This is a genomic window from Ochrobactrum sp. S1502_03, from assembly GCF_044435015.1.
Taxonomy (GTDB): Bacteria; Pseudomonadota; Alphaproteobacteria; order Rhizobiales; family Rhizobiaceae; genus Brucella; species Brucella chromiisoli.
On sequence record NZ_JAYEXN010000005.1, the window covers coordinates 87231 to 113075 of the forward strand.

Consider the following 25845-nt stretch of genomic DNA (forward strand, 5'->3'; position numbering starts at 1 on the left):
CATGAAAGCGCAATCTATCTCGACTTACGGCGCGTCTGCTGCTCTTAAAGCTCTGGTGAGCCAGAATAAGGCGCAGCTCGTCAAAGCACGGCAAGAGGCGACGACCGGAACTGTGTTTGATGTGGGGCTTGCCTTGGGTGCAAAATCCGGCCAGACAATTTCCTTGCGTAAGGAATATGATCGTCTGGATGTGCTCACCGATATGAACAAGCTTGTTCAGCAGCGCATGGCCACCACGCAGACCGCCACCACAGCCATCATCGAGAAAGCGCAGAATTTTCTGGGTGATCTGACAGGTGCCAGCAATTCGCCAGAAAGTGTTGCGACCGCTGCAAAATCTGCCCGCGCGATGCTGGATTCAATCACCGGTCTTTTGAACACAAGCTATAATGGCGAGTATATTTTTTCCGGCGTGAATACAGATGTAAAGCCGGTTTCTAATTATACCGCAGGTGGCTTGGCACAAGAGGCCATTCATCACGCTTTCAAAAATCATTTCGGTTTCGCATTGGATGATGCTCAGGTCGTGGGCATCACCGGTGATGAAATGAAGGCCTTCCTGGATGGTGACTTTGCTGACCAGTTCAACGATACCAATTGGGGGCTGAATTGGTCCGATGCCTCTGACACCGTCATCAAAAGCCGCATTTCTCCAACAGAGACGACTGAAACATCGATTTCTGCAAATGCGGATGGTTTTCGCAAGGCGATGATGTCGGCGGTTATGATTGCAGAATTCGCAACGATCGGTCTCAATAGTGCGGCTTTTGAGGCTCTGACGTCTAAAGCCCTGAGCACGACGACACAGGCAGTCACCGAAACCACATCGGAGCAGACAACACTCGGACTGGCACAGTCGCGCACCACAGCAGCCACGACCCGTATTGCGGCGCAACAGAAGATTTTGAACCATTCAGTTAACAATCTTGAAGAAGTCGATCCTTATGAGGCTTCTGTGCGTGTCAATGCGCTGATGACACAGATGGAAACATCTTATGCACTGACCGTTCAGCTGCAAAATATGAGCCTGCTCAATTATCTCAAGTAATGGGTCGGCAGCGCGAGAGCGTTCAGAACTAAACACCATTTTGCGGTCTCATGAGGGGATCCGAAAAAGGGTGATGATAAGCGGAGAAACCATGTATCAGTTGCGCTACGAAGATGTCATGAATGACGATATGGCCAGCGCCAAAGAGCGCGAGCAGATGCTGTTTGACCGCTCGATCGCCATGCTCGCGGCCGCCAAGGCGAATGGCTCAGGCTCGCATGAAGCGATTGATGCTGCCTATTTCATCAACCGGCTCTGGACAACTGTTATCGACGACCTTGCTTCGGCTGAAAACGCGCTGCCCAAGGAATTGAAAGCTGCGATCATTTCGGTGGGAATATTTATTCTCAAGGAAATCGAGCGGATTCGACAGGGTGAAAGCGATGATTACGACACGTTGATTGAGATCACGCGCTCCATCCGGGATGGTTTGTGAAATGGCTATAACCCCCAAGTCGGCCATGCGTCTTTCGCTTCGGGCTGGCGAGAAGATTTATATCAATGGCGCTGTTTTGAAGACGGACCGAAAGGTCTCGCTGGAGCTCCTCAACGATGCGACATTTCTGCTTGAAAATCATGTGCTTCAACCGGAAGACACGACGACCCCGCTTCGTCAGCTTTATTTCGCAGCACAGATGATATTGATCGAGCCGACTATGCGCGAACAGGCGCATGATGCTTTTGCGCGCATGTTGAAAGGAATGTTTTCGACTTTCGCCGATGCAACAATTCTCAAGGCTCTAAAAGAAATTGATGAGCTGGTTCACAACGGACGTATCTTTGAAGCGCTTAAAACCATTCGGGCGCATTATCCGCGTGAGACTGAATTGATGGGGACTGAGAGCGTGAATTCTGTTGTTGGCAAGTCGAATAATTCTGCGGAGATAAGCCTATGACCACAACATCCGCTGTCGGCAACAACACGGCAAATACGAATACGAACAACAAATCGGACAGCAGTTCAGCGGCTGCCAAAGCAAGCGTTGATTATAACTCATTCCTCAAACTTCTTGTTACTCAGATGCAGAATCAGGACCCGACGGCACCAATGGATGCGACACAATATGTCTCGCAGCTGGCGACTTTCTCAAGTGTCGAGCAGTCTGTGCAGATGAATGCCAAGCTGGAAACGCTCATCGCCAATTCATCGCTGTCACAGGCGGAGGGATTGATTGGAAGAACGGTGACAAGTGCCAACGGTACGGTGTCGGGCATCGTAAAAACCGTGACGATCCAGTCGACTGGTATGCTTGTAGAGCTTGAAGACGGCAAAACCATGCTGATTGAGCAGGGCACCAAGATCAGCTGAGGATAAGAGCTTTGAACGAAGCTGATGCGCTCGACATCGTTAACTCGGCGGTTTGGACCGTGCTCATGGCGAGCGGGCCTGCCGTGCTTGCCGCTATGCTTGTTGGCATAGGCATTGCCTTGTTTCAGGCTCTGACCCAGATTCAAGAAATGACGCTGACCTTCGTGCCGAAGATTATCGTAATCTTCGTTGTGCTGGCACTGACCGCGCCTTTTGTCGGTGCACAGATCAACGCCTTCACATTGCTTGTCTATTCGCGGATTGAAAACGGTTTTTAAATCAAGCTGTTCAATCAGATCGAACGCGTTTTCAATTCGCGACGAAGCCCTCGCGCAAGCTTCGCATTCTATAGTCCATCTGACAACAGGAGATGGATGTGCAGCAGGCAGTCGCTAAGCCCTTCACAAAACGCGGAATTTTGACCGGCAGCGACTTGGGCCTGGCTGCCGGTATTATCATTATTCTGACGGTGCTTTTCCTGCCGGTTCCGGCGGTGTTTCTGGATATTGGGCTGGCTTTTTCTATTGCCTTTTCAGTGCTTATCCTCATGGTCTCTTTGTGGATTCAGCGTCCGCTTGATTTTTCTGTATTCCCCACCGTTCTGCTTATTGCCACCATGATGCGTTTGTCGCTTAATATTGCGACAACCCGTGTTATTCTTACACATGGTAACGAGGGGTACCTAGCGGCAGGCCACGTTATTGATGGCTTCTCGCAATTCGTGATGGGTGGCGATTTCGTTATTGGTCTTGTGGTTTTCACGATCCTTATCATCGTTAATTTTCTCGTTATTACCAAGGGCGCTACGCGCATCGCAGAAGTTGGTGCGCGCTTTACACTTGATGCTATACCCGGCAAGCAGATGGCAATTGATGCTGACCTTTCATCGGGTCTAATCGATGAAAAGGAAGCACAGCATCGCCGTCGTGAACTCGAAGAGGAAAGCTCGTTTTTCGGTTCGATGGATGGCGCATCGAAATTCGTGCGCGGCGATGCAATTGCCGGACTGATCATCACAGCAGTCAATGTTTTTGGTGGTATTATCATCGGCGCCACCCGCCATGGTATGAATATCTCGGAAGCGGCTGACGTGTTTACAAAACTGTCGGTGGGTGATGGTCTTGTAACGCAGATTCCTGCGCTGATTGTGTCGCTGGCCGCCGGTCTTCTGGTTTCCAAAGGTGGCACGCGTGGCTCTGCCGATCAGGCTATTTTCGGACAGCTTGGCGCTTATCCTAAAGCGCTTCTCATCGCATCCTTCCTTATGTTTGTTCTGGGCATTCTGCCGGGACTTCCTGCATTTCCATTCTTCCTGCTTGGCAGTGCGATGGCTTTTGTGGGCATCGCGGTTCCACGCAAACAGGCGAAATTGCGCAATGCACAAACTGCGCAAGCAGAGCTCAAGCAGCGTGATGCTGATGAGCAGGAACGTAATTCCGTTAAGGCATCGCTTGAAACCAGCCAGATTGAACTTTGTCTGGGTAAGCAACTCTCAGCACGCTTGATAGCATCGCAGCAGGAGCTCGCGCATCGCGTCGCCAAAATGCGCAAGAAATTTGCGCAGGAATACGGATTTGTCATACCTGAAATCAAGGTCACGGACGATCTTTCGCTGCCGCCCAAAAGCTACCGGATCAAGATCCATGGTACGTCAGTTGCGAACCATGAATTGCGCGTTGGTGAAATTCTGGTGGTTCTGGGCGAGCGCCCGATCCCGGCCGTTCCGGGTGAGGAAGTGCGCGAACCGGCATTTGGTATGCGGGCCTATTCGGTACCTGAAACATTTGCAGCTGATTTACGTCGCGATCGCTATATGACTGTCGATAATCTTTCTGTTTTGCTCACCCATTTGAGCGAGATTATTCGCAACAATTTGTCTCAGCTTTTGTCCTACAAAGATATGCGTATTCTTTTGGACCGTCTTGGCTCGGAATATCGCAAGCTTCTCGAAGATATTTGTCCGGCAAATATCTCATATTCGGGTCTTCAGGCGGTTCTCAAACTTCTTTTGGCAGAGCGAGTTTCGATCCGTAACCTGCATCTCATCCTTGAATCGATTGCCGAGATTGCACCGCTGGTGCGCCGCCCTGAAATGATAGTCGAGCATGTGCGCATGCGAATGGCGCAGCAGATATGCGGCGATCTTTCAGACAATGGTGTGCTGAACGTGCTGCGGCTTGGCAATCGTTGGGATCTCGTTTTCCATCAAAGCCTTAAGCGTGATAACAAAGGCGAAATCGTTGAGTTCGACATTGATCCGCGTCAGCTTGAGCAATTTGGCAACGAAGCATCGGCTGTTATTCGCAAGCATTTTGAGAGCGGTGAGCGGTTCGTGCTTGTGTCGTCACCAGAAGCCCGTCCCTATATCCGCATGATCATCGAGCGGCTCTTTGCAACCTTGCCAGTGCTTTCGCATGTTGAAATTGCTCGCGGTGTGGAAGTGAAATCGCTCGGCGCGATTTCCTGACGGGAGAGAACTCGTGCCCATCGCACAATTGCCGCTCAACGAGATTGTTCTTGCAGCTATGCTTGCATTTTGCCGTGTTGGTGCCTGCATCATGCTCATGCCGGGCATTTCAAGCGCGCGCATACCTTTGCAAATTCGTTTGTTTATTGCATTGGCTTGCTCCTTTTCAGTGTTGCCCTTTGTGATTGGCAATATCGGTACGGGCTTTGACGTGGATCGGCCCTGGATCATATTTCGTCTCATGCTGAGCGAAATGTGTATTGGCGGAATTATCGGCATTCTGGCGCATATTTATTTTTGGGCTTTGCAGTTCATGGCTAATACTATGGCCATGGCGGTTGGCTATTCCGGCTCGCCTGGCGATGCGATAACCGAGCCTGAGCCGCAGGCGGCACTAGCAACGATCGTCACTTTCAGTGCGCTGTTTTTGTTTTTTGCAACCGATATGCATCTTGAGATTTTACGCGCGCTTCTCAATTCTTATACGGCAATCCCGGTCGCTGGGCGTTTCCGTCCCGATGCTGCTATGATTGATTTCACCGACGCATTGTCCGATGCATTTCTTGTAACCTTGCGGATTGCCGCACCTTTTATTGTGTTTGCCGTCTTAGTTAATTTTGCAATTGGCCTCATCAACAAGCTTACACCGACCATTCCGATCTATTTTGTATCGATGCCCTTTGTTTTGGGAGGCGGTTTGTTGGTTGTCTATTTAATCCTCCCTGAATTGCTGCACTTTTTTACCCAAGAAAACGCAACGCATTTGCGTGATTTGTTCTGAGGCTCATATGGTGCAGACAAAAGCAAAAAGCTTGAGCAAATTGGTGGCGCTGCAAAAGCTTGGAGCTAACCGGTTGGAGGCTTCACTTGGAGCCACGGATGCGCGACGTGTGAAGCTCATTGAAGAGCGCGATGCACTAATCGCCATGCAGGAGAGGCGCTATGAAAGCGACGTCTTTGCCGTGGATCCAGCGCTTTTGATAAAGCGGATGGGAATCAACGCACTGGCGCAGGACCGCATTGAGCAGGAGCTGGAAACCCAGCGCAGTGCTCTTCTCAAACAACAACGCCGGGTAGAACATTTGACCTCAAGGCTTGAAGCCGTTCGCACAGAAAATGAGCGCAAGGATTTTGCCGTGCTGCTTGACGAATTTCTGAGCCGGAAAACCGCGGCGAAAACGGAGTAATTCGCTTTTAATTTCCATTTTGCACCGCAAGCTTCAGTCAAGATTAAAAAGATATTGTGCAATCAAGAGATGAAGAGGGAAAAATTGCATGGCGATCAATCCGGTGTCAGATTTGGTGATGGACGTAGCGCGTGCTGCTGATCCGCAAGCCTATCGCGCGGCATCAGAGCGCCTAAAATCCCTGAGCGCGGTTGCAGATACGAAGGTCGGGTTCTCAAGCTATGCTGATCGTTTCAACGCTGGGGCCAAGGCAGAACCGCCAACGCAGGACCCGGCAAATTCCGCTTACCGGAAGTTTGAAGCTTTCATGCTGCAATCTTTTGTACAGTCGATGTTTACAAGCGATGCTTCTACCACCTTTGGTAAGGGGATCGCCGGAGAATATTGGAAGTCGATGATGTCGGAGGCCATGGCAAACAAAATGGCTGATAGCGGGGGTGTTGGCATTGCGCGCTTGCTTGAAGAGCAGGCCACACGCAAGGCGCAGCTTGAACCTGCATCTGCGCTGGCAATAGCCGGGAACTCTGTAGCGAATGATTTGGTTCATGGATTTGAACGCCAACACATTCAGTGGCAATTAAATAACAACGACAGGAAGGATAGCGCGAGCAGCTAAGTTTGCGCGCATATCATTCTGCTTTAGATAATGACTGAGGAACCCGATAATGACCGATAGCTCCGAAATTAGTCTGCCAGAACAGCGCCAGATTGTTGCTGGCCAGGCTCAAAGTCTTGAACAGGAAGCAGCATTGAAGCCGGTTGTACGGGCGATCCGACACCTTGAGGACGTGATTGAAGCTGAAACGCGCCTTCTTCTTGAAGGCGGCACTCCTGATCTCGTTGAAATCAATGCACGTAAAAGCCGTGGCCTTTATGATTTCAACAAGGCGATGACCAAGGCGTCAAACCTTGCTGGACCCAGCATGATGAAAAGCCTTCAGCCACTGCTTGATGGCTTCAAGCAGAAGCTTGAAAAGAACTGCGAGGCGCTGCAAATGCATCTGCGTGCCGTTGGCGAGCTTGCTGATCTTATTCGCGGTGCGCTTGAAACCCAGGACGCTGATGGCACCTATAGTCGACAAAGTGCAAGACTTGGTCATGTTCGATGATCCGCATTATTGTCATCGGTCTCTGGATCTGCGTCGTTGCTTTCGGCTCACTGTATTTTGCTGTGCAGAACAGTGCCGATCCCTCTGATGAGGCCGCATCGCCGGGTGGCTTTGGCGGGCTTGATTATGTGAAGACCGACGTCATGAGTGTGCCGATCATTACCAAGGGATCGGTTGCTGGCTATGTCGTGACGCAGCTGGTTTATACGGTCGATTCCAACACCCGTAAGAAGTTGACTGTGCCACTTGAATATTTCATTACCGATGAGATATTCCGTAAATTTTACGGCAGTTATTCGGACACGAAGGAAGTTGAGAAAGTCAGCTTTGAAGATGTGCGCGCGTCAATCATTGGAGACATTAATTCACGGTTTCCCGAGCCGGTAATCAAGGATATTCTAGTTGAGCAGTTCAATTATATTTCCGCAGCCGAAATCCGAGCGATGAACACGCGTGGCAGTGCTAAACCTTCCGGGCAGCAGGCGAGCGCTCACAGCGAATAATATTTGCCAGCAAGCTGGTTTAAACGCTCTTCATCCAACGGGGCGATTTCGCTGTTGAATTGAAACTGTAAGCCGATTTCGCGATTTTCACGCCAGACAATCTGCGCCAGCAAAGCACGGCCATAGAAATCGTCGAACAGCCAGAAACGTTCTGGCAAGTTGGGAACATCACATATTCTTAATCGCGCGCCGTGGGGCGCGATATCGCTGAACTGACATTCGATGATGAAACGCCCGTCAAGCCCGACGATTTTACCGGATCGCAAGCGCGTGCGCTGGCGTTCTTCGCTTCGCCTTTCATTTGGCGGCTTTTTGCGCACCATGACAACCTGCCTCTTGTTCCCTTTAAACGGATTTATAACAGCATTGTTTTCTGCAAGGGTTACGCTCGCCGGTGACACACCGGTTTCTTTCTGAATATGGCTAATTAGCGTAAATACGCGTGATTGGTAGGGGGCGACAAGCCGGAGTGGACGATGTGGGGGCGCATCCCGAAAAATGTGAGACGGTTTTCGATCTGATTGAATGCGATTTGCGCTTTAACGTGGACCTTGCAGCAAAGCACTGGCCACGCCTTCATTCGTAACGAGACGATTGACATAGCCTCCGCGCAGAATAGCCCGAATGATGGGTATTTTGTTCAGTCCGCCGGAGACGAGAATGGATGCCGGCTTGAGCTTGAGCTTATCAGGCGGCAGGGCGATAATTGAATCGTTGAGAAAATGGTCGATCGGCTTGCCCTGTGCATCCAGAAAATATCCAAGAAACTCGCCGACTGCGCCAAGTTTCAGCACAGCATCGAGATTATCTTTAACGACCCTTATGTGTGTGAGTGATGTCTCGGACGTAAGTGACCCACAGGATACAAGACCAATATCGGCAATTTCCGTTCGTGCCAGGACGTCAGTCAATTCATCGCTCAGCAGAATTGCATCGCGGCTTTCTCTGTTCGCACAATAGATGGGGGCGGTGAGATAGTGGCATTCAACACCCAGCGCGCGCGCGAAGGCTGTTGCGACTTCAAACGTGTTGGTGGAGGAGCCGCTGGTTACACCGCCGGTCAAACCAACCACCCAGCTTTCAGGTTTTGGGCGCGCACGCAGACTGCGCACTGCAAAGCTGAGTGTGCGGCCGGATGCTATCCCTACACCCATATCGCGGTTTGCAATCAACTCGCTGGCCATTGCGCCGGCGGCTTCGCCGATCACACGCTTCTGCTCCAGATAATCATCAAGATCAGGAACAACGACAGCCTCCGCAAGGCCATAGCGGACCGCAACTTTCTCTGCGAGCTCAATACAATCCACAAGCGGCAGACTGACCCTGATTTGTATCTGGCCGGACTCGCGCACCTGCCCGATAATCTTATTGACCTTGAGACGCGTTATATTCAGACGCTGCGCGATTTCCTGTTGGGTCTGACCACCGACGAAATAGAGCCAGGCCACGCGTGCGCGCTCCTGATCCTCATCTACAGACACCAAATTTTCGTTCATTCACTGGTCCCTAGAGCATTTCCTTTTTTGATTTAATCATCGGAAATGCCCTATCTATTTATTTTCACGCATTATCCAACGCAAAACCGCTTCGCACTTTTGCTGGAAATGCTCTGGCAGGTCACATAGGCGTCTGCGAGTTGTTGCAGGAAGCATATCATGTCTCAACTCTTTCCATGAATTGGGGCCATGCTGCAATGACTTTTGATCGTGCGGAACACTTAATTTTCAAAGTTTAGCAGCAACATCACACCTGTTGCATGCTGCTCGCATTTTAGAGAACTCACAAGACAATCCCAATATTAAGTCAAATAAACTTGACTATTAACATCATATTAAATAATGGATGCGCGGCAGGAAAACTTCCCGTATGGCGGGTATAGCGATGTTCATTAAAAATTGTCAGAAAATGCCTTTCAGTCGCTTCGTGGAAAGTGACATGTTCTGGGTTGCATATGGCGGGGCGTTTGCTTTGATCATCCTGATTGGCAATCTTTGGATGACTTAAGACAGGCTCAAATTACTCGCTGATCGGGTGTTCGGCAGATACGAGCAGTTTGTCGATGCGTCGTCCGTCAAGGTCAACCACTTCGAAAATCCAGCCATTTTTAACGAAAGTTTCGCCCACTTCCGGCAGATGCTTGAACTCTTCAAGAGCAAGTCCGGCAACCGTGCTGTATTCTGTGCCTTCATCGATTTCAAAGTGCAAAAACGCTGAAAATTCGTCAATCGGCATCCATCCAGATACCAGATAGGAGCCGTCATTCCGGCGTACGATGGCCAGTTCCTCGACATGGTCTTCCTGCATGGCGCCGATGATGGCTTCCATCACATCGCCAGCGGTTATAAGCCCTTCGAAATGGCCATATTCATCATAGACAAGAACCATATGCGTTGGCGTGCCGCGTATCGCTTCCACAACGTCCAGTGCATCCGAAAAATCAGATACGACCGGAACATCCTTCACGATGTCGCGGATATTGACGCTGCCCTTTAAGGAAAGCTGGTTGAAGAAATCCCGCACCTGTAAAACACCGATGATTTCATCGGAATTGTCACCACGCACCGGCAGGCGCGAGCGGCTGCTATGCTGCAATTGATCGCAAATTTCTTCGAAACTGTCGCCAATATCGATCATTTCGACATCAAGACGCGGTGTCATCATACCGCGTGCGGTGCGATCAGCCAGACGCATCACGCCTGCAATCATGCGCGATTCTTCGGTTTCAATCACACCCGCACTCTGCGCTTCCGCCAATACGGATTTGATTTCCTCATCAGTCACACCATCGCCGGACTTACCCGATTGACCAAGAAGGTTAAGCACGAGACGCCCAGAATTATCCAGCAGCCACACGAGGGGGGCTGCCATTTTTGAGAGCATCTTCATTGTTGGTGCGACACGGCTAGCAATGACTTCCGGTTCGCGCAGTGCAATCTGTTTTGGTACCAGTTCACCGACGATGAGGGACAGATAGGTGATGAGAACAACGACGGAACCCACACCAAGAGCATCGGCGAATGAGGGCGATATACCCTGACTGAGCAGCCATCCACTTAGCCGTGCACCAAGGGTTGCGCCTGAAAATGCACCGGAAAGAATACCGACCAGTGTAATGCCGATCTGGACTGTTGACAGAAATCTGCCTGGGTTTTCAGAAAGCTCGATTGCCATGCGCGCACCGAGGCTGCCTTTATCCGCCAGCACACGCAATCGGGCGGGGCGTGAAGAAACAACTGCGAGCTCCGACATTGCAAGGACGCCATTGAGGACCGTCAGCAATATCACCGTCACGATTTCAAATAACAAAACTGTCCCCGGAATTTAACTATTGGATTTCTATCATAGGAATTATCGTAGGTTGTTTCCAGTGGGGACTGAATGGAAATACAAAATTCATATGGCGCAGTGAGAGTTTTTTCAAAGAAAATCCACGTCTGGCATGCGGGGTAGGTTGTTTAATAGTTTACGCGTGTAGGCATGTTGAGGGTCGGTCAAGAGTTGTTGCGTATCACCTTGTTCGACAATCCGGCCCTTTTTCGGCACGATCAGCCATTGGCATAGCAAAGCAACAAGAGCAATATTTTGTGAAACCATCACAAAAGTCGTTCGTTCAGACAATGTCCGCCTGCGTGACTGCGCAATCCTGGATCGATAAAGGGTGCGTGGACAATCGAGGATATCAAAGCAGCTTACTGGTAAACAAACAGTCGGACCATGCGCAGAAACCTTCGGCCAGGATCAGTGCTTCAGGCTGTCGAGAGAGCTTTTCTTTCTTGGTTAGATGTCCGCCCGCATATAAGGTGAAGCGGGGAACTTCGTTTTTCGGGTGGTCCGGTTCTTGAAAGCGCAGCGATCGGGAAAGGTGGCCTCTAAAGCAGGTGGCCCAAAAGTGGGATCCGGTTTTGGTTTGAAGACATGCGGACAAACAAAGAGTTAAAGCGTGTTGCATTTTATCGTATTGATATAACGCGCTGTAAATGTTGATCCTTTTTACATTGAGATGCGCTCTGATGTCGGAATGACAAGGCCTTCAAACGATAACGGTGATCGCTTTTCCACACCTGTTGTCATTGAAGTTTCGTAAATCCGTCTTCCGGCTGTCAAGTTGAAGCAGCATAGGCATTCGCGCCTCAGTAAAGGAGCGCGTAGCAATGCCTCAATCAATTGAACTCACGAACATCGGAAAAACCTTTGGCGGAAATGACGTCCTCAAAGGCATTGATCTTTCCATTCGTCCGGGCGAGTTCATTTCACTCGTCGGTATGTCCGGATGTGGTAAATCAACCCTGTTGCGGATTATCGCAGGGCTTGAAGCGCCCGATAGCGGCTCTGTCGCCATTGGCAATCAGGACGTAACCGACATCGACCCCAGCGATCGCAATCTCGCGATGGTTTTTCAATCCTATGCGCTTTATCCGCATATGAATGTTCGCCAGAACATTGCGACACCGCTTAAAATGCGCAAGCTGAAGCTATCGGCACGACTGCCGCTGATAGGGCGTCTGTTTTCATCCGCTAAGGTGATGGCAGAAATCGACGATGCCGTTTTACAGGCTGCCGAGACTTTGCATATCGAGCATCTGCTTGATCGTAAGCCTGCGCAGCTTTCAGGTGGACAAAGACAGCGCGTTGCCCTTGCACGCGCCCTGGTACGCTCTCCGTCAGCCTTTCTCATGGATGAGCCGCTTTCCAATCTTGATGCCAAACTGCGCGCCCATATGCGCAACGAGCTTGCGCAGCTTCATCGCCGCCTTGGTGCGACCTTTGTCTATGTGACACACGATCAGATCGAAGCGATGACCATGTCAGACCGCATTGCGCTCATGTCAGAAGGTCGTATCGAACAATTGGGAACGCCGGATGAACTTTACAGCCGCCCGGCAACGCTGACGGTTGCGCGCTTTATCGGCACACCGTCGATCAATCTGCTTCCCGTTGAAATAGACGATCAGGGGCATGTAACCTTCATCGGGAAAGCACTCGGAATAGCGGTGGCACCGGGACAAAGCGGACCGGCGATGCTGGGTCTGCGTGCTGAAGATTTGCGTGTGGTGGAAAAAGGATTGGCTGCACGTGTTGAGCGCAGCGAAACCCATGGTGCTGATCGCTTTGTTACCTGTCGTCTTCTCGATGATAACAACATCGAAATCACATTGCGCCAGCGTGCGGGCGATAGCTTCAATGAAGCCTCCGATGGCGTGCTTCATATTGGCTTTTCCCCGGATCGCATTCATTTGTTTGGCAATAATGGTTTGCGTATTGAAGCCATGCGCGAGCGGGTGCTGGCATGACGAGCACCGATTTTAAAGACGTTAGTGCTCTCGGCTATCGGGCACGTCAGTCACGCACAGCAAGACATCTTGTCATGCGTGGATTGATGTTTGCAGCACCGGCAGGTCTGCTTTTGCTTGCAACCTACATCATCCCGATGATCGTTCTGGCGGGATTTTCGGTGACTGATTATCAGCTTGGAGCCCTCTCGTCCCGTTTTGTGGGGCTGGGGAATTTTATCAAAGCTTTTAGCGATCCCGTTTTCATACGGTCGCTGAGAAACACGGTTCTCTATGCGCTGATTGTCATACCGTTCGGCGTGTTTCTCGCGCTTGGCATTGCACTGCTTGTTTACAATCGCAAGCGGAGCCGTGGGTTCTGGGAAGTTGCTTATTTTCTGCCGGTGACTGCAACTTTGGTTGCTATGGCAACCGTCTGGCAGTTCCTGCTGCATCCTTCCATCGGCCCGGTGAATGCCGTCATCAAATGGTTTGGGTTTGAGCCGGTATCATTTTTATCCAATCCCGCATTGCTTATTCCGACCATGGCTCTGATTGGAATCTGGCAGGTGCTCGGCTTCAACATGGTGCTGTTTCTGGCGGGACTGACGGCAATCTCCAAAGATCTGCATGAAGCGGCGCGTCTTGATGGGGCGAAAAACCCGATTGATCGTTTTTTGACGGTGACGTGGCCTATGCTCGGCCCCACAACCATGTTCGTTGTCGTTACGACCTCCATTTCCGCATTCAAAGTGTTTGAGACGGTTGCGGTGTTGACCAAAGGGCGCTTCGGTTCAGAAACACTGCTTTTCAATCTTTACCTTGAAGGTTTCGAATATTCGAACACCGGTTACGCAGCAGCCCTTACGCTGATTTTTCTGGCGATTGTGCTGGTGCTTTCCATTGGACAAACCCTCCATCTCGACAAGAAAGTGCACTACTGATGGCCGCACTTCGAAAATATATGCCGCATCTCGTTTTGGCGCTGGGTGCGTTCGTTATGCTGCTGCCATTCTACTGGATGGTACTGACCTCAATTCGCTCTCCGGCAGAAGTCTTCAACGTATCGCTTTGGCCAATCCCGGAAAAATTTGATGCTGTCGAGAATTATACACGGGCGGCTGCTCAAGTGCCCATGGCGCGCTTCATGCTCAATGGTGTCATTGTCTGTTTCGGTATTCTGATCGTGCAGGTTCTAACTGCCGTTCCCGCTGCCTACGCACTGGCGAAATTGCGTTTTCCGGGCCGCAAACTCATGCTTGCCTTGGTGATTGCAGCTCTATGCGTGCCTATTCAGGCACTCGCTCTGCCGCTGTTTGTCGGTTTGGCAAAGATGCAATTGCTCAACACCTATTTCGCGATGATGGCTCCGTTCTTTCTGTCGGTTTTTGCGATCTTTCTGTTTCATCAGTCGTTTCGCAGCTATCCCGATGAAATCATCGAAGCGGCCCGTATGGACGGCTTTTCTGAGATGGAAATCTGCTGGGGTATCGTCCTGCGTGGTTCTCTGCCTTCGCTTGCAGCCTTCGCTGTCTTTTCACTCGTCGCACATTGGAACGATCTGTATTGGCCGATGGTCGTTGTCTCTGACACCAATCTCGCGCCACCACCACTCGGCATGCTGTTTTTCGCCGATATCGAGTCTGGTGCGAATTACGGCGCGCTCATGGCAGGGGCCACGATCATTACCGCGCCCATGGTCGTCTGTTTCCTGCTTGCACGCAGGCATTTCATCGCGGGCATCACGATGACCGGCGTCAAATAATCCCGTTCACCACTTACTTTCCTCCCACTGTCCACTGGAGACTTTTATGACCATCAATCGACGCCGTGTCATTAACGGCATGCTTCTGGGCCTTGCCGTTGCGGGCCTTGCCAAGCCCGGCATTGCTGCCGCGGGCGATGTCACGCTCAACGTGCTTTACAATCTGCCAGGTTTCACGAAATTCCATCAGCCGCTGGCCGATGAATTCATGAAGAACAATCCTGATATCAAGATTAACTTTCTTGCGCCGGCAGTCGGTTACAATGAAGGCCAGCAGCAGGTGCTGCGTGCAGCGGTCACGGGCAATCTCCCGGATGTTTATTTCTCTGGTTATAATCTGACGGGTGAGTTGGTGCATACGCTTGCGCCACGCAATCAGATTACCGATCTGGGACCCTTCATCGAGGCTGAAGGCGGTCAGGCGTTCCTCGATAAGAATTATAGTCCCAAGATGGCTGCACTTGGTCAGGTTGACGGCAAGCAATACGGTTTGCCGGTCAACGCATCATCGCCCATCATCTATATCAATTCTGATCTGGTGAAGAAGGCTGGCGGCGATCCTGAAAACATGCCGAAGACCTTTGCCGGTCTTATTGAACTGGCAAAGAAGATTCACGCCCTTGATCCAAAGATTGCGGGGATGGGCTATGACATCAATGGTTGGCCGGATGACTGGTTATGGCAGTCGCTGGTCTTTCAGCAGGGTGGCAAGCTGGTCGATGAAAAGACCAAAAAAGTTGCTTTTGATAATGAAATTGGCCTGAATGCACTTAAGCTTACACGCCAGTTTGTGACGGAAGGTGGCCAGAATCTGCTCGATTGGGATCAGTCGCGCCAGCAGTTTGGTGCGGGCCTCACAGGGTTTATTTTCTCGACCCCAGCCCATGTCCAGACCATTGAAGGCCTTGTGGGTGATCGCTTCAAGCTTGTGACTGCGACTTTCCCGCTTGATAATGCTGAAAATGGCGGCGTTCCAACAGGTGGCAACTCGGCTGTTATCCTGACACAGGAAAAAGAAAAGCAGGATGCGGCCTGGAAATATCTGAAGTGGATAACCGGCCCCCAAGCACAGAACGTGATTGTGCGCATTACCGGTTATTTGCCGACAAACAAGCTTGCGACCGGACCGGAATATCTGGCTCCATATTATGCCGAGCATCCCAATGTCGAAACCGCATCGCGACAGGCTGACCGCTCGTTGCCTTGGGCCGGTTATCCGGGTGGCGATTCCGTTCGTATCTGGCGCACGCAGCGTGACATTATTGGCACGGTCATGCGTGGCGAAATTTCGCCTGAAGACGGCCTCAAGCAGCTCGTTGAACAAACAAACGCACTGATGAAATAAGAGCGGCATCCGATCATTGGGGCTGCGAAACCAGCGATAGTCGGCCTTCGCAGCCTTATTCATTCCCCGAAAGACAGATTATGAAAATCATCCAGATCACCGATACCCATCTGATGCCATCGGGCATTGTGGTCAATGGTGTGGACCCTGAAAAGCAACTGCGGATCGCGGTCACAGACATTATCGAAAAACACAGCAACGCCGATCTTTTGGTGATCACTGGTGATCTTTGCAATTATGGCGATCCCGAAGCCTATGAATTGCTGCGTGAAATTCTCGCTCCTGTGCCATTTCAAACGCGTCTGTTGTTAGGCAATCACGATCGCAGACCGGAATTCATTACTGCCTTTCCCGATCATCCGCGCGATGAAAATGGCTATATCCAGTCTTATATGGATACCGATTTTGGTCGCTTGCTGTTTCTTGACAGCCATGAAGCCGGCTTGATTGGCGGTATCTTTAAGGAAGACAGGCTTGCGTGGTTGGACGCAGCGCTTTCAGGCGCAGGCGATCTGCCTGTCACGGTTTTCATCCATCATCCACCATTTGATGCTGGCATCGCTCATTTTGATGCGATCGGCATGCATGACAATGGCGCGCTTATGCATCGTCTTCATGCGCACCCTGCCGGTGTCCGTCACATTGTCTTTGGTCATATTCATGTGCCACTGGCAGGCACGAGTGCGCAAGGCATTGCTTATAGTTCGGGGCAGGCGTGCTCTCATCGCTTCATTACGGAACTGGATATTCCAACCCCCTGGTGGACGGGCGGGCTACCATGCTACCGCGTGATCAAACTTGATGCGCATGGGGTGCGCGCCTATAATTTTGAGGTTGGACAGGTTCCCACAAGCCGGGCAGAAATCTGCGCTGGTCCTTAGGTGGGTTTTGTAAACGATGGTCAGTCCAAGGTTGCTTCGTCAAAGACAATGACCTGTCCGATGGTCTTTCAGTTTCCGTGATTGAGGGCTTAAAGCAAGGGGTAGTCGGGGCTTTGAAGGAAGCACCGCTTAGAGCATTTCCTGTTTTGATTGGAACATTGGAAATGTTTTCATGAAACAGGAAAACGCAATAATCTTGGGAATTTTCTGGCGGATCAGCCTGATGCAGGAGAGGTCCTCAGCACCCGCAGCGCATTCAGGATCACTGCGACATCAATGGCTTCCTGAAGGATCGCGCCTTGAACTGGAGGCAGATAACCAAGCGCTGCCACGATCATTGCTATAATGGATAGGCCTATGCCTAAGACAACACTCTCTAAAGCGATACCGCGCGACCGTTGAGCGATCTCTATACCCGTGCGGAGCCGATCTATCCTGTCGACGAGAAGCACGACGTCAGCTGCTTCTGCAGACGCTGCGGCACCTCTGGCTCCCATCGCAACCCCGACGTCTGCAACGGCAAGCGCCGGCGCGTCGTTCACCCCGTCGCCGACCATCATCACCGGGCCGTATTTTCGCTCGCTGATGACTGTGTGCACCTTTTGATCGGGTGTCAGTTCGGAGCGGATTGCATCCATCCCCAGTCCGCTTGCAATGCGTTGGGCAACTGCATCGCGATCGCCGGTTGCCAGAGTGATGCGCTTGATGCCATCCTTGCGTAGCCCGTTGAGCGTCTGCATGACATCGCTGCGCACGCGGTCGGCCATAATGATGAAGCCCGCCATCTTGCCGTCTATTGCCACTGCAACCACGGCAGACCCGGCTTCTGTTTCAGGGACTTCAATCTGCTCTGACTGTGTCTGTTTTCCAACGAAGCTATTGCCGCCGACAGCAATGTTTCTGCTATCGACACGCCCTGCCACGCCATCTCCGGCAATTTCCGAAACCTCTGATGGTAGCGCAAGATTGATGCCACGTCTTTGCGCTGCCAATACCAGTGCCTGCGCCATTGGATGTTTGGACATTTGATCAAGAGAGGCAGCGAACCGCAGCACCTCATTTTCGGTGAATCCCTGCTCAACATGGATAGAAACAATCTGCGGGCGGCCATCGGTCAGAGTTCCTGTCTTGTCCAGCACCAGCGTATTGATGCGGGCCATATTCTCCAATGGACGGGCACCTTTGACCAAAACGCCGAAGTGAGCGCAGCGTGAGACACCCGCAACAAGAGCGACGGGGACTGCAAGAATGAGAGGGCAGGGTGTTGCCACAACAAGAACCGCCACCGCCCTGATCGGGTCTCCCGTGAGCCACCATGCGCAAAACGCGATCACGATGGTCACAATCAGAAAGCCGACAGACCAGCGATCTGCCAGCCTCGACATTGGAGCCTTTGAGTGCTGAGCCTTTTCGACAAGGCGAACAATGCCAGCGTAGGTGCTGTCCTTGGCTTCGTGCTTGGTAACGATATCAAAAGCATCACCAGCATTCATCGAGCCACTGAGCACATCCGCGCCGCGAGAAAGTGAAACGGGAAGTGACTCTCCCGTCAGTGCCGACATGTTTATGAAGGCATTTTCGGACGCGATGCTTCCATCGACGGGGATGATTTCGCCCTGCCGGATCAGCAGCCGATCATCCTGCCGAACGATATCAACGGCAACTTCCTGCAGGTGGTCATTCTCATACCGCATTGCCGTTCGTGGAACACGAGACAGCAGATCATGCATTTCGCGCCGTGCTTGCCCTTCGGCAAAATTTTCAAGGAACGCTCCGCCTGTGTACATGAGCGCCACAATTGTGGCCGCCAGTGTTTCCCCAAATGCAAGAGCCGCCGACATTGACATCGCAGCAACGATATCCAGCCCAAATTCTCGTCGCCATAGGCTGCGGATGATATCGACGAATAACGAAGCAAGTACCGGCAAAGTGGCAATGGTCCAAGTGAGCCGTGCGCTTTGCGTATAATTGAAAAAATGCAGGACGAGCCCGATAATTAGCCCGCAAAGGGCAAATATCAGAAGACTGGCTTTAAACGTGTCTTTAGCCGAGCGTTGCATTTTTCACGTCTCCGCATAAGCGTTTTGGAAGAGGGAACCGGCGTTCGAAACGCGCGCTTATGGCAACGAGAGAGGTGAGAATAAAGACATCTTCGATGCTTCTGCCGTCATATAAGCCATGGGTTATTGCGTGCTTTTTCGAAGGGTGCTGGCGCTTGCCAACTTGTCTTAAGGTGCGCAGCCAAAACAGCATGGAGATGATCAGACGGCCGTGCCGACCAGGGCGCCTATGCCTGCGGTCAGTGCCATTGCCAATGCGCCCCAGAAAGTAACCCGCGCGGTGGCTTTCATCACATCTGCCCCTCCTGTTTTGGCCCCGATTGCGCCAAGTAAAGCCAGAAACAGCAAGGAAGCGATGGCGACTGCGTACAGCAGGATCGAAGGCGGCGCGATGATGACCATGAAGAGCGGTAGAGCTGCACCAACTGAGAAAGTGGCGGCGGACGTCAGTGCTGCCTGCACAGGGCGCGCTTCCATGTGCTCGACGATGCCGAGTTCTTCGCGGGCGTGCGTTTCGAGAGCGTTGTGTGCCGTTAGTTGAACTGCCACCTGCCGCGCCAGATCATGGGTCAGGCCCCGTTCAATATAGGTTTGCGTTAACTCGTCAAGCTCGGCTTCGGGCTGCGTTTCCAGTTCTTTTCGCTCACGGGCGAGGTCGGCTGTTTCCGTGTCAGACTGAGAGCTGACCGAAACATATTCACCTGCTGCCATGGACATTGCGCCGGCGACAAGGCCTGCAACGCCAGCAACCATGATCTGTGTTGTGCCAGGTGAGGCGGATGCGACACCCATAATCAGACTGGCCGTTGAGACAATACCATCATTTGCCCCAAGGACTGCAGCGCGCAGCCAGCCGATCCGGGATACGAGATGTTTCTCTGTATGTGATCGGGTCATATATTCGTCTCCCGCCAATCAATGTCCGCTGCTATCTTAGCTTTAATGGGACCTTTTACCAGTGGGCTACTTTTTTGTCATTAATGGCCTGCACACACTTGAGCCTAAAGGGAGTTGTGCAGGCAGAGTGGTTGATAAAACTATTAAGATGAGGGATTGCACAGCAATTCAATATATATTATATTATTTTTTATATTGAACCAATAGGAGGCAAAAATGCCTATCACCAGGATATCAGAAAAGCTGTCGGTATCGTCTCAGCCAAGCTTGGATGAGTTGCATTCACTGCGTGGCCGTGGCTTTGGGGCGCTTATCAATAACCGACCCGATGGCGAAGATGCTGATCAGCCCGGAAACCAAACTGAATACGATCTGGCCCGTCAAAGCGGTCTCTCCTATAGTTTCATTCCGGTTACAATGAATTCGATCACTGAGGCCGATGTGCGGGCTTTTCAAAAGGTGGTCAGAGAGTCTGAAGGGCCGGTGCTCGCTCACTGCAGGACAGGGACTCGCGCGCTTAGCCTTCACCTGATTGGCGAGATGCTTGATGGGCGAATGTCTGCCGATGAGGTTACGGCATTGGGGCGTCTTCATGGTTTTGATATGAGTGCTGCCATTGCTTGGTTCAAGCAGTTTAAGCAACGTCGACCGCAGGTAAAGGGCTTCTTCGACAAAAGGACCTGGAGCGTGCAGTATGTGGTGTCAGATCCAGAAACCCGTATGTGCGCCATAATTGATCCGGTTCTCGACTTTGATGAAAAGTCAGGCTCAACCGCGACGGCCAATGCAGACGCGATCCTTGATTACGTTCGCGAGAATGATTTGACGGTCGAATGGATACTCGACACGCATCCGCATGCCGACCACTTTTCCGCAGCGCAGTACCTGAAAGAGAAAACCGGCGCAAAAACTGCGATAGGCGAGCATGTTGTCGATGTTCAGGCGCTTTGGAAGCAAATCTACAACTGGCCTGAGCTGGCTGCTGATGGCTCGCAATGGGATCGGCTGTTTGTTGATGGCGATACATTCAGTATTGGCTCGATCAATGCCACGGTGATGTTTTCTCCCGGACACACGCTTGCTTCGATCACTTACGTGATCGGTGACGCTGCCTTAGTTCATGACACGCTCTTTATGCCCGACAGCGGCACGGCGCGCGCCGATTTTCCCGGCGGAGATGCAGATGTCTTGTGGCATTCGATCCAGGCGATCCTGAGGCTTCCGGATGAAACCAGAATATTCACCGGCCACGACTATCAGCCGTGCGGTCGGGCACCACGCTGGGAAAGCACGGTTGGGGATCAGAAGAAGTTTAATGCCCATATTGCCAGCATGACGGAAGATGCGTTTGTTGCACTGCGCAACAAACGGGACAAGACATTGCCGATGCCTAAACTGATCCTGCATGCCTTGCAGGTGAACATACGCGGCGGGCGTCTTCCTGAGCCGGAAGCCAACGGAAAGCGCTACCTTAAGTTTCCACTGGACGCATTGGAGGGAGCTGCATGGGAATGACCAATGACATGAATATGATGATGAAGGGTGGTTTGTCCCCAACAGAGCTTTCTTCGCGAGCAGGTGAGGTTGCAAACCTGCTCAAAACGCTGTCGCATCCGGCGCGGTTGATGCTTGTCTGCAGTTTGGTGGAAGGCGAATATTCCGTCGGCGAACTCGAAGAAAAAGTTGATGTTCACCAACCGCATCTGTCGCAGCACCTGACCGTTTTGCGCGGTTCGGGGATTGTCGAAACCAGGCGCGAGGGGAAACAAATCTTTTACAGCCTGACGGAAGACAAGGCGGCACAATTGATCAATGCCCTTTATGCCATTTTCTGCGTGGAGACACAAAAATGAACATTTACCTCTCATCGCTGGTTGGTGGGATGCTAATCGGCACTTCCGCCGCGATGCTGCTGGTCCTTAACGGCAGGATTGCAGGGATCAGTGGCATTGTCGGACGCCTGATACAGGGGAACGGTGTGCTGCTCAACTTTGCCTTCGTTCTGGGGCTCATACTTGGCCCGGTCGCCTATCTGATCATTTTTGGCAATTGGCCAGCTGTTCAGATCACGGTTGGCTGGCCACTGATCATCGTCGCCGGTTTGCTGGTTGGCTTTGGATCGCGCATGGGATCGGGTTGCACCAGCGGCCATGGCGTGCTGGGACTCGCGCGTCTGTCACCACGATCTATGGCCGCAGTTGCCACTTTCCTGACAACTGGAGTGATTGCCGTGACTGTGCTGAGGGGGCTGGGCCTATGAACCGGAAGATCTATGAGTTCTGCGTTGCTCTTGCCGCTGGGGGCATTTTTGGCTTCGGCCTGTCTTTGTCTGGAATGCTGAATCCGGTCAACGTGCAAGGCTTTCTCGATATTTTTGGCGCATGGGATCCACGTCTTGCCTTTGTTCTGGGCGGCGCCGTGATGGTGGCCTTTATTGGCGTACAGATAGCGAAGCGGATGCAGCATCCTGTTTTTGCCGAGACGTTTCATATGCCCACCAACCGGCGAATTGATACGCCACTGATTCTAGGCTCTGCGCTGTTTGGTCTGGGCTGGGGGATCGGTGGCTTCTGTCCCGGTCCTGCCATCGCATCATTGTCGCTCGGGTTGCCGCAGAGCATTCTGTTCGTTGTTGCGATGCTGGTCGGCATGGCTTTTCATGACGCATTTTGGAGCAGACGCGCGTAAGCTGACCTTTTCTTGCGGCCATTGGCTTCGGAATGATAGTTGGTTAGGGTCTTTTCAGCAAAACTGCGCAGCGGTTTGCGTGGGATAACGCTTGAAAACAAATAGATAGGGCATTTCCGATGATTTAATCAAAACAGGAAATGCTCTAGCCCGTTTGGGCACGCGAATGTAACGAAAGCAGAGAACATTTTTATGCCGGCGATACCATTGCCCTTTGTTGTCGCCCTGCTCTTGAGCATTCTGCTTATTCGCGTGTTTGTTGAGAAGAGGGCATTTTTCAGACCGGCCCCCGTCTTCATCAGCGCTTGTATTCTTTTGATGATCACGGTTGGATTGCGCTGGAGTATCGATCTTCCATGGATTCGTTTCATCCAGCCGGCCATTGCTTCGCTCTTGCCACCGGTCGCCTGGCTTTGCTTTTCAAGACTGCGGCAGTCATCTGCAATGCGGGCATGGCCGCATTTTCTTCTTCCCGCAGCGGTGGTGTTCCTTTCGGCCTTTTGGGTTCAATGGCATCCGCCGATTGATCTTATTCTCGCCGTTGTTTACTTCGGGTACGGGGCTGCTCTTCTTCGCAGTGGGTCTGCGGGGGCTGATTGTTTTGAACGCGTCCGACTGAGCGATACGGACGGCGCGCTCAAGGCCGTTTCCACGGTTGGTGGTCTTCTGCTTTTTTCGGGGATTATTGATCTCATAATTGCCGGAGATTTCGGTTTTTATCGTGGACACCACGCGGCTTTGATCGTTGGGATCGCCAATATGATCATGCTTCCGATCATTGCTTATGCAATTGCTGTTATCGGTCGAAGCATACCTGATGATGAGAACCGCGAGGCTGAGCCGGAGGTTCCGTTTATCACAGAGCAAGATCGGCAGATCGTTGATATGGTCGATGTGATGATGCTTTCGAAGAAGCTTTATCGCGATCCTGATCTGACACTGAGCCGGCTATCACGCCGACTTGGTATTCCTTCCCGGCAAATATCAATGGCAATCAACCGTGCGCTTGGGCGCAATGTGTCTCAAGTCGTCAACGAATACCGGATCCGGGACGCCCGGCGCCTGCTGGAAGAGACGGATCTGCCGATCACAGCCGTGATGTTCGAATGCGGCTTTCAAACGAAGTCAAACTTCAATCGGGAATTTACCAGAGTGACCGGCGCGACCCCAAGCGACTATCGTCGCCTGGGCGCACAGCGCACGAATACCGAGCGTGGTCCTATGGTTTGATCGGGAGGGCCGTGGCTAGAAACCCGATTACCAGAAAGGAAATCTCCCGGTGGATTTCTTCGCGCTCGCGTGTTCCCGCCTCCTTGCAAACAATCCCGTCACCTGGCGTTTCTTCTTCAATCAGTGCGGCAGCGCCGGGTTTGCAAAGCTGCATGAAACTGAAATGAAGTGCATCGGGAATGTCGACATAGGTCGAAGAGGCTTTGCGCAAATGCTGCGCAAGATAGCCGCTTTCAAGCACGGCAGGCATATCGCCAATATCAGTGCCAGCACTGATAACAAGTGACGGGATGTCGATGCTTGCCAGACTTTCCGGCGAAAACCCGCGCGCCAGCCCCAAATCAAGGGAAATGAAAGCTCCAAGACGCGGATCACCCATTTCCTTCTCAAGTTCGCGGTTTCCAAGCCCGAGTTCTGCCGAAAGGCTGCACGCACGGGGGCTAGTATGGATCTTGCAATCCTGTTCGAAGCGGGCAGTATCAAAGCGCGCACCTGCAAGCGCGGTTACGGTCCATCCGCCTAACGAATGGCCGATAGCGGCAATCCGCTGTGCATCAATTTGTCCGCCAAGTTGAGGATCGGCCATCAGGGCATCGATAACACGGCTCAGATCATGTGGCCGTTCCCATAATTTGCCAGCCTGATCCGCATTTTTATTGAAGGTCGTTGTCCCAGGGTGATCCGGTGCAGCGACAATATAGCCTTGCTGAGCAAGATCGCTCGCAAGCCAGTTTAAATTGCGCCAGTTACCGCCATACCCATGCGAAAGAACCACCAGCGGATGCGAACCGGGCGTGGGGGCTGCTTCTTTCACTGCGGGCGTGCCATAAAATACGCTATTCTCGCCTACAGTTGAGGTTTTGGACGGATCATCCGTTGGATACCAGATCGCAATAGGCAGGGATCGCGCAGCGCCTTTATCAAGTTCAATCTGCCTAAAACCGACAGTTTCGGCAGAATGAGCGAGCGTTGCGATGGACAGCCACATTGCGGCAGTCAAAAAGGAAAACTTCAGCATGAAAGCCTCTTGGTTGATTTAACACGGCTCACATGCTTCAAAATCAGGGCATTGGAGACCTCAAACGCGATTGAGGACGTGCCATCGACCCTGATTTATGCGCCTTATCAAAGCGTGTCTGGTCAAACGTGTGCTGACAGACGCGCTGGCGGTCAACTTATGCCCATGGCGGACCTGCCGCCCATTCTCGGCGCAGTGCTTCTATAAAACGGCGCACCTTGGGCGAGACGTGACGGCGGGTGGGGTAAACTGCGGTGATTGGCAGTTCTTGGCGGTGTTGCGCCTGCAGGACAGGCACAAGGCGACCCCGCTTTATATCTTCGCCGACGAGGAAAGCCCCAAGCTGGGCAATGCCAAGACTGTTGAGCGCTGCATCGCGAATGGCTTCGGTGTTATTGAGCCTTAAGTTCCCCTGAACGGCAACGTCACGTAGCTCGTCACCGATCTGGTAACGCCATGGCACTGGCGCGTTTGCATAGGTGAATACAATCTTCTTGTGATGCTGGAGATCGTCTAGACCTTGCGGGGTTCCGTGCTGTTGCAGATAGGCCGGTGAGGCGCAGGTGATAAGATGGTGGGGGGCGAGAACCTGTCGGATCAATCCACTGTCAGTCGGTCCACCAATGCGAACGGCGACATCAATTCCATCGCTGACGAGATCGCAATAATCGTCTGAGAATGTGATGTCTGCTTCCAACTCTGGCCAGTCAGCCAAAAATCGGTGAAGCACGGGCAGCACGTGCAATCGACCAAAAGCCGTTGGCACATCAAGGCGAAGTCGGCCCTTGGGGACTTGATTGCGCTCAGCCAGTATCGCCTCCGCATCATCGACCTCGCACAGGATGCGCAGCGCGTGGTCATAAAACAGTCGGCCTTCCTCGGTCAGGCTGACACTGCGCGTTGTACGGTGGACCAAACGGGTGGCGAGGTTTTCTTCAAGCCGGGCAATGCTCTTTCCGACGGCTGATCGCGTGACGCCTAGCTTCTCGGCAGCCTGGGTAAAGCTTGCTGTGTCTGCAACACGAACAAAGGCCAGCACATCACCAAAATGATCTAGCATTGTATCCA

Annotated in this window: 29 protein-coding genes; 21 read left to right on the forward strand and 8 right to left on the reverse strand. The window is 52.0% G+C overall.

The features are described 5' to 3' along the window. Position 1: 1 nt before the first annotated feature. The 11 genes from VBH83_RS06110 to VBH83_RS06160 all read left to right on the forward strand — a co-directional run bounded on the left by VBH83_RS06110 (position 2) and on the right by VBH83_RS06160 (position 7623). Complete coding sequence (locus VBH83_RS06110; protein ID WP_265985054.1) at positions 2–1048, forward strand: flagellar hook-associated family protein; 1047 nt, start codon at positions 2–4, stop codon at positions 1046–1048. Positions 1049–1139: 91 nt separating this feature from the next. Beyond that, a complete protein-coding gene (flaF, locus tag VBH83_RS06115) occupies positions 1140–1484 on the forward strand; it encodes a flagellar biosynthesis regulator FlaF (protein WP_265985055.1) in 345 nt (114 codons plus the stop codon). Between the two features lies 1 nt (position 1485). After that, the gene (gene flbT / locus VBH83_RS06120) at positions 1486–1944 is read left to right on the forward strand and encodes a flagellar biosynthesis repressor FlbT (protein WP_265985056.1); all 459 of its coding nucleotides are present in this window, start codon (positions 1486–1488) and stop codon (positions 1942–1944) included. After that, a complete protein-coding gene (flgD, locus tag VBH83_RS06125) occupies positions 1941–2357 on the forward strand; it encodes a flagellar hook assembly protein FlgD (protein ID WP_265985057.1) in 417 nt (138 codons plus the stop codon). Before flbT ends, flgD begins: the two co-directional genes overlap by 4 nt. A gap of 11 nt (positions 2358–2368) precedes the next feature. After that, on the forward strand, positions 2369–2635 hold the full coding sequence (fliQ, locus tag VBH83_RS06130; protein ID WP_265985058.1) for a flagellar biosynthesis protein FliQ: 267 nt from the start codon (positions 2369–2371) through the stop codon (positions 2633–2635). 92 nt (positions 2636–2727) lie between these two features. Then, positions 2728–4824, forward strand: coding sequence for a flagellar biosynthesis protein FlhA (flhA, locus tag VBH83_RS06135; protein ID WP_265985059.1), 2097 nt, complete (start codon positions 2728–2730; stop codon positions 4822–4824). 13 nt (positions 4825–4837) lie between these two features. Next, positions 4838–5605, forward strand: coding sequence for a flagellar biosynthetic protein FliR (gene fliR / locus VBH83_RS06140; protein ID WP_265985060.1), 768 nt, complete (start codon positions 4838–4840; stop codon positions 5603–5605). Positions 5606–5612: 7 nt separating this feature from the next. Then, the gene (locus tag VBH83_RS06145; protein ID WP_396996783.1) at positions 5613–6011 is read left to right on the forward strand and encodes a hypothetical protein; all 399 of its coding nucleotides are present in this window, start codon (positions 5613–5615) and stop codon (positions 6009–6011) included. 88 nt (positions 6012–6099) lie between these two features. Beyond that, on the forward strand, positions 6100–6627 hold the full coding sequence (locus VBH83_RS06150; protein ID WP_396996785.1) for a rod-binding protein: 528 nt from the start codon (positions 6100–6102) through the stop codon (positions 6625–6627). A gap of 49 nt (positions 6628–6676) precedes the next feature. Continuing rightward, positions 6677–7120: a flagellar protein FlgN gene (locus tag VBH83_RS06155; RefSeq protein WP_265985063.1), complete on the forward strand. Its 444-nt coding sequence runs from the start codon at positions 6677–6679 to the stop codon at positions 7118–7120. Beyond that, positions 7117–7623, forward strand: a complete 507-nt coding sequence (locus tag VBH83_RS06160) for a hypothetical protein (protein ID WP_265985064.1) — start codon at positions 7117–7119, stop codon at positions 7621–7623. Before VBH83_RS06155 ends, VBH83_RS06160 begins: the two co-directional genes overlap by 4 nt. On the opposite strand, the gene VBH83_RS06165 is transcribed toward VBH83_RS06160, so the two are convergent. The 4 genes from VBH83_RS06165 to VBH83_RS06180 form a co-directional block, all read right to left on the reverse strand. Beyond that, complete coding sequence (locus VBH83_RS06165; protein ID WP_265985065.1) at positions 7611–7946, reverse strand: PilZ domain-containing protein; 336 nt, start codon at positions 7944–7946, stop codon at positions 7611–7613. The two genes, VBH83_RS06160 and VBH83_RS06165, sit on opposite strands and share 13 nt — an antisense overlap. Before the next feature lie 216 nt (positions 7947–8162). Further along, positions 8163–9119, reverse strand: coding sequence for a sugar-binding transcriptional regulator (locus VBH83_RS06170; RefSeq protein WP_265985066.1), 957 nt, complete (start codon positions 9117–9119; stop codon positions 8163–8165). Between the two features lie 520 nt (positions 9120–9639). Next, positions 9640–10929: a hemolysin family protein gene (locus VBH83_RS06175; RefSeq protein ID WP_265985067.1), complete on the reverse strand. Its 1290-nt coding sequence runs from the start codon at positions 10927–10929 to the stop codon at positions 9640–9642. 111 nt (positions 10930–11040) lie between these two features. Next, positions 11041–11241, reverse strand: coding sequence for a hypothetical protein (locus VBH83_RS06180; protein WP_265985068.1), 201 nt, complete (start codon positions 11239–11241; stop codon positions 11041–11043). Positions 11242–11774: 533 nt separating this feature from the next. On the opposite strand from VBH83_RS06180, the gene VBH83_RS06185 reads away from it, so the two are divergent. The 5 genes from VBH83_RS06185 (at position 11775) to VBH83_RS06205 (ending at position 16884) form a co-directional block, all read left to right on the forward strand. Beyond that, complete coding sequence (locus tag VBH83_RS06185) at positions 11775–12914, forward strand: ABC transporter ATP-binding protein (protein WP_265985069.1); 1140 nt, start codon at positions 11775–11777, stop codon at positions 12912–12914. After that, on the forward strand, positions 12911–13837 hold the full coding sequence (locus tag VBH83_RS06190; RefSeq protein ID WP_396996789.1) for a carbohydrate ABC transporter permease: 927 nt from the start codon (positions 12911–12913) through the stop codon (positions 13835–13837). Before VBH83_RS06185 ends, VBH83_RS06190 begins: the two co-directional genes overlap by 4 nt. Beyond that, positions 13837–14658: a carbohydrate ABC transporter permease gene (locus VBH83_RS06195; protein ID WP_265985071.1), complete on the forward strand. Its 822-nt coding sequence runs from the start codon at positions 13837–13839 to the stop codon at positions 14656–14658. The genes VBH83_RS06190 and VBH83_RS06195 overlap by 1 nt, the downstream gene beginning before the upstream one ends. A gap of 46 nt (positions 14659–14704) precedes the next feature. Further along, positions 14705–16003, forward strand: coding sequence for an ABC transporter substrate-binding protein (locus tag VBH83_RS06200; RefSeq protein WP_265985072.1), 1299 nt, complete (start codon positions 14705–14707; stop codon positions 16001–16003). Between the two features lie 80 nt (positions 16004–16083). Next, positions 16084–16884, forward strand: a complete 801-nt coding sequence (locus VBH83_RS06205; protein WP_265985073.1) for a phosphodiesterase — start codon at positions 16084–16086, stop codon at positions 16882–16884. A 215-nt stretch (positions 16885–17099) separates the two neighbouring features. Here the strand turns inward: VBH83_RS06205 and VBH83_RS06210 are convergent, their stop codons facing one another. Then, positions 17100–18944 (reverse strand): heavy metal translocating P-type ATPase, encoded by a 1845-nt coding sequence (locus VBH83_RS06210; RefSeq protein WP_396996792.1) that lies wholly within the window; start codon positions 18942–18944, stop codon positions 17100–17102. A gap of 201 nt (positions 18945–19145) precedes the next feature. Next, positions 19146–19841, reverse strand: a complete 696-nt coding sequence (locus tag VBH83_RS06215; RefSeq protein ID WP_265985075.1) for a VIT family protein — start codon at positions 19839–19841, stop codon at positions 19146–19148. Between the two features lie 216 nt (positions 19842–20057). Between VBH83_RS06215 and blh the strand changes: the two genes are divergently transcribed. The 5 genes from blh (at position 20058) to VBH83_RS06240 (ending at position 23759) form a co-directional block, all read left to right on the forward strand. Next, positions 20058–21356, forward strand: coding sequence for a bifunctional sulfur transferase/dioxygenase Blh (gene blh, locus VBH83_RS06220; protein ID WP_396996795.1), 1299 nt, complete (start codon positions 20058–20060; stop codon positions 21354–21356). Beyond that, positions 21347–21694 (forward strand): sulfite-sensing transcriptional repressor BigR, encoded by a 348-nt coding sequence (gene bigR, locus VBH83_RS06225; protein ID WP_265985077.1) that lies wholly within the window; start codon positions 21347–21349, stop codon positions 21692–21694. The genes blh and bigR overlap by 10 nt, the downstream gene beginning before the upstream one ends. Next, positions 21691–22101 (forward strand): YeeE/YedE family protein, encoded by a 411-nt coding sequence (locus VBH83_RS06230; RefSeq protein ID WP_265985078.1) that lies wholly within the window; start codon positions 21691–21693, stop codon positions 22099–22101. The genes bigR and VBH83_RS06230 overlap by 4 nt, the downstream gene beginning before the upstream one ends. Next, entirely contained in the window at positions 22098–22529 is a 432-nt protein-coding gene (locus VBH83_RS06235) for a YeeE/YedE family protein (protein WP_265985079.1), read from the forward strand. The genes VBH83_RS06230 and VBH83_RS06235 overlap by 4 nt, the downstream gene beginning before the upstream one ends. 192 nt (positions 22530–22721) lie before the next feature. After that, positions 22722–23759, forward strand: coding sequence for a helix-turn-helix domain-containing protein (locus tag VBH83_RS06240; protein WP_396996798.1), 1038 nt, complete (start codon positions 22722–22724; stop codon positions 23757–23759). On the opposite strand, the gene VBH83_RS06245 is transcribed toward VBH83_RS06240, so the two are convergent. Both VBH83_RS06245 and VBH83_RS06250 read right to left on the reverse strand, forming a co-directional pair. Beyond that, on the reverse strand, positions 23749–24777 hold the full coding sequence (locus tag VBH83_RS06245; RefSeq protein WP_265985081.1) for an alpha/beta fold hydrolase: 1029 nt from the start codon (positions 24775–24777) through the stop codon (positions 23749–23751). The two genes, VBH83_RS06240 and VBH83_RS06245, sit on opposite strands and share 11 nt — an antisense overlap. A 157-nt stretch (positions 24778–24934) precedes the next feature. Beyond that, complete coding sequence (locus VBH83_RS06250) at positions 24935–25837, reverse strand: LysR family transcriptional regulator (protein WP_265985082.1); 903 nt, start codon at positions 25835–25837, stop codon at positions 24935–24937. Positions 25838–25845 lie beyond the last annotated feature (8 nt).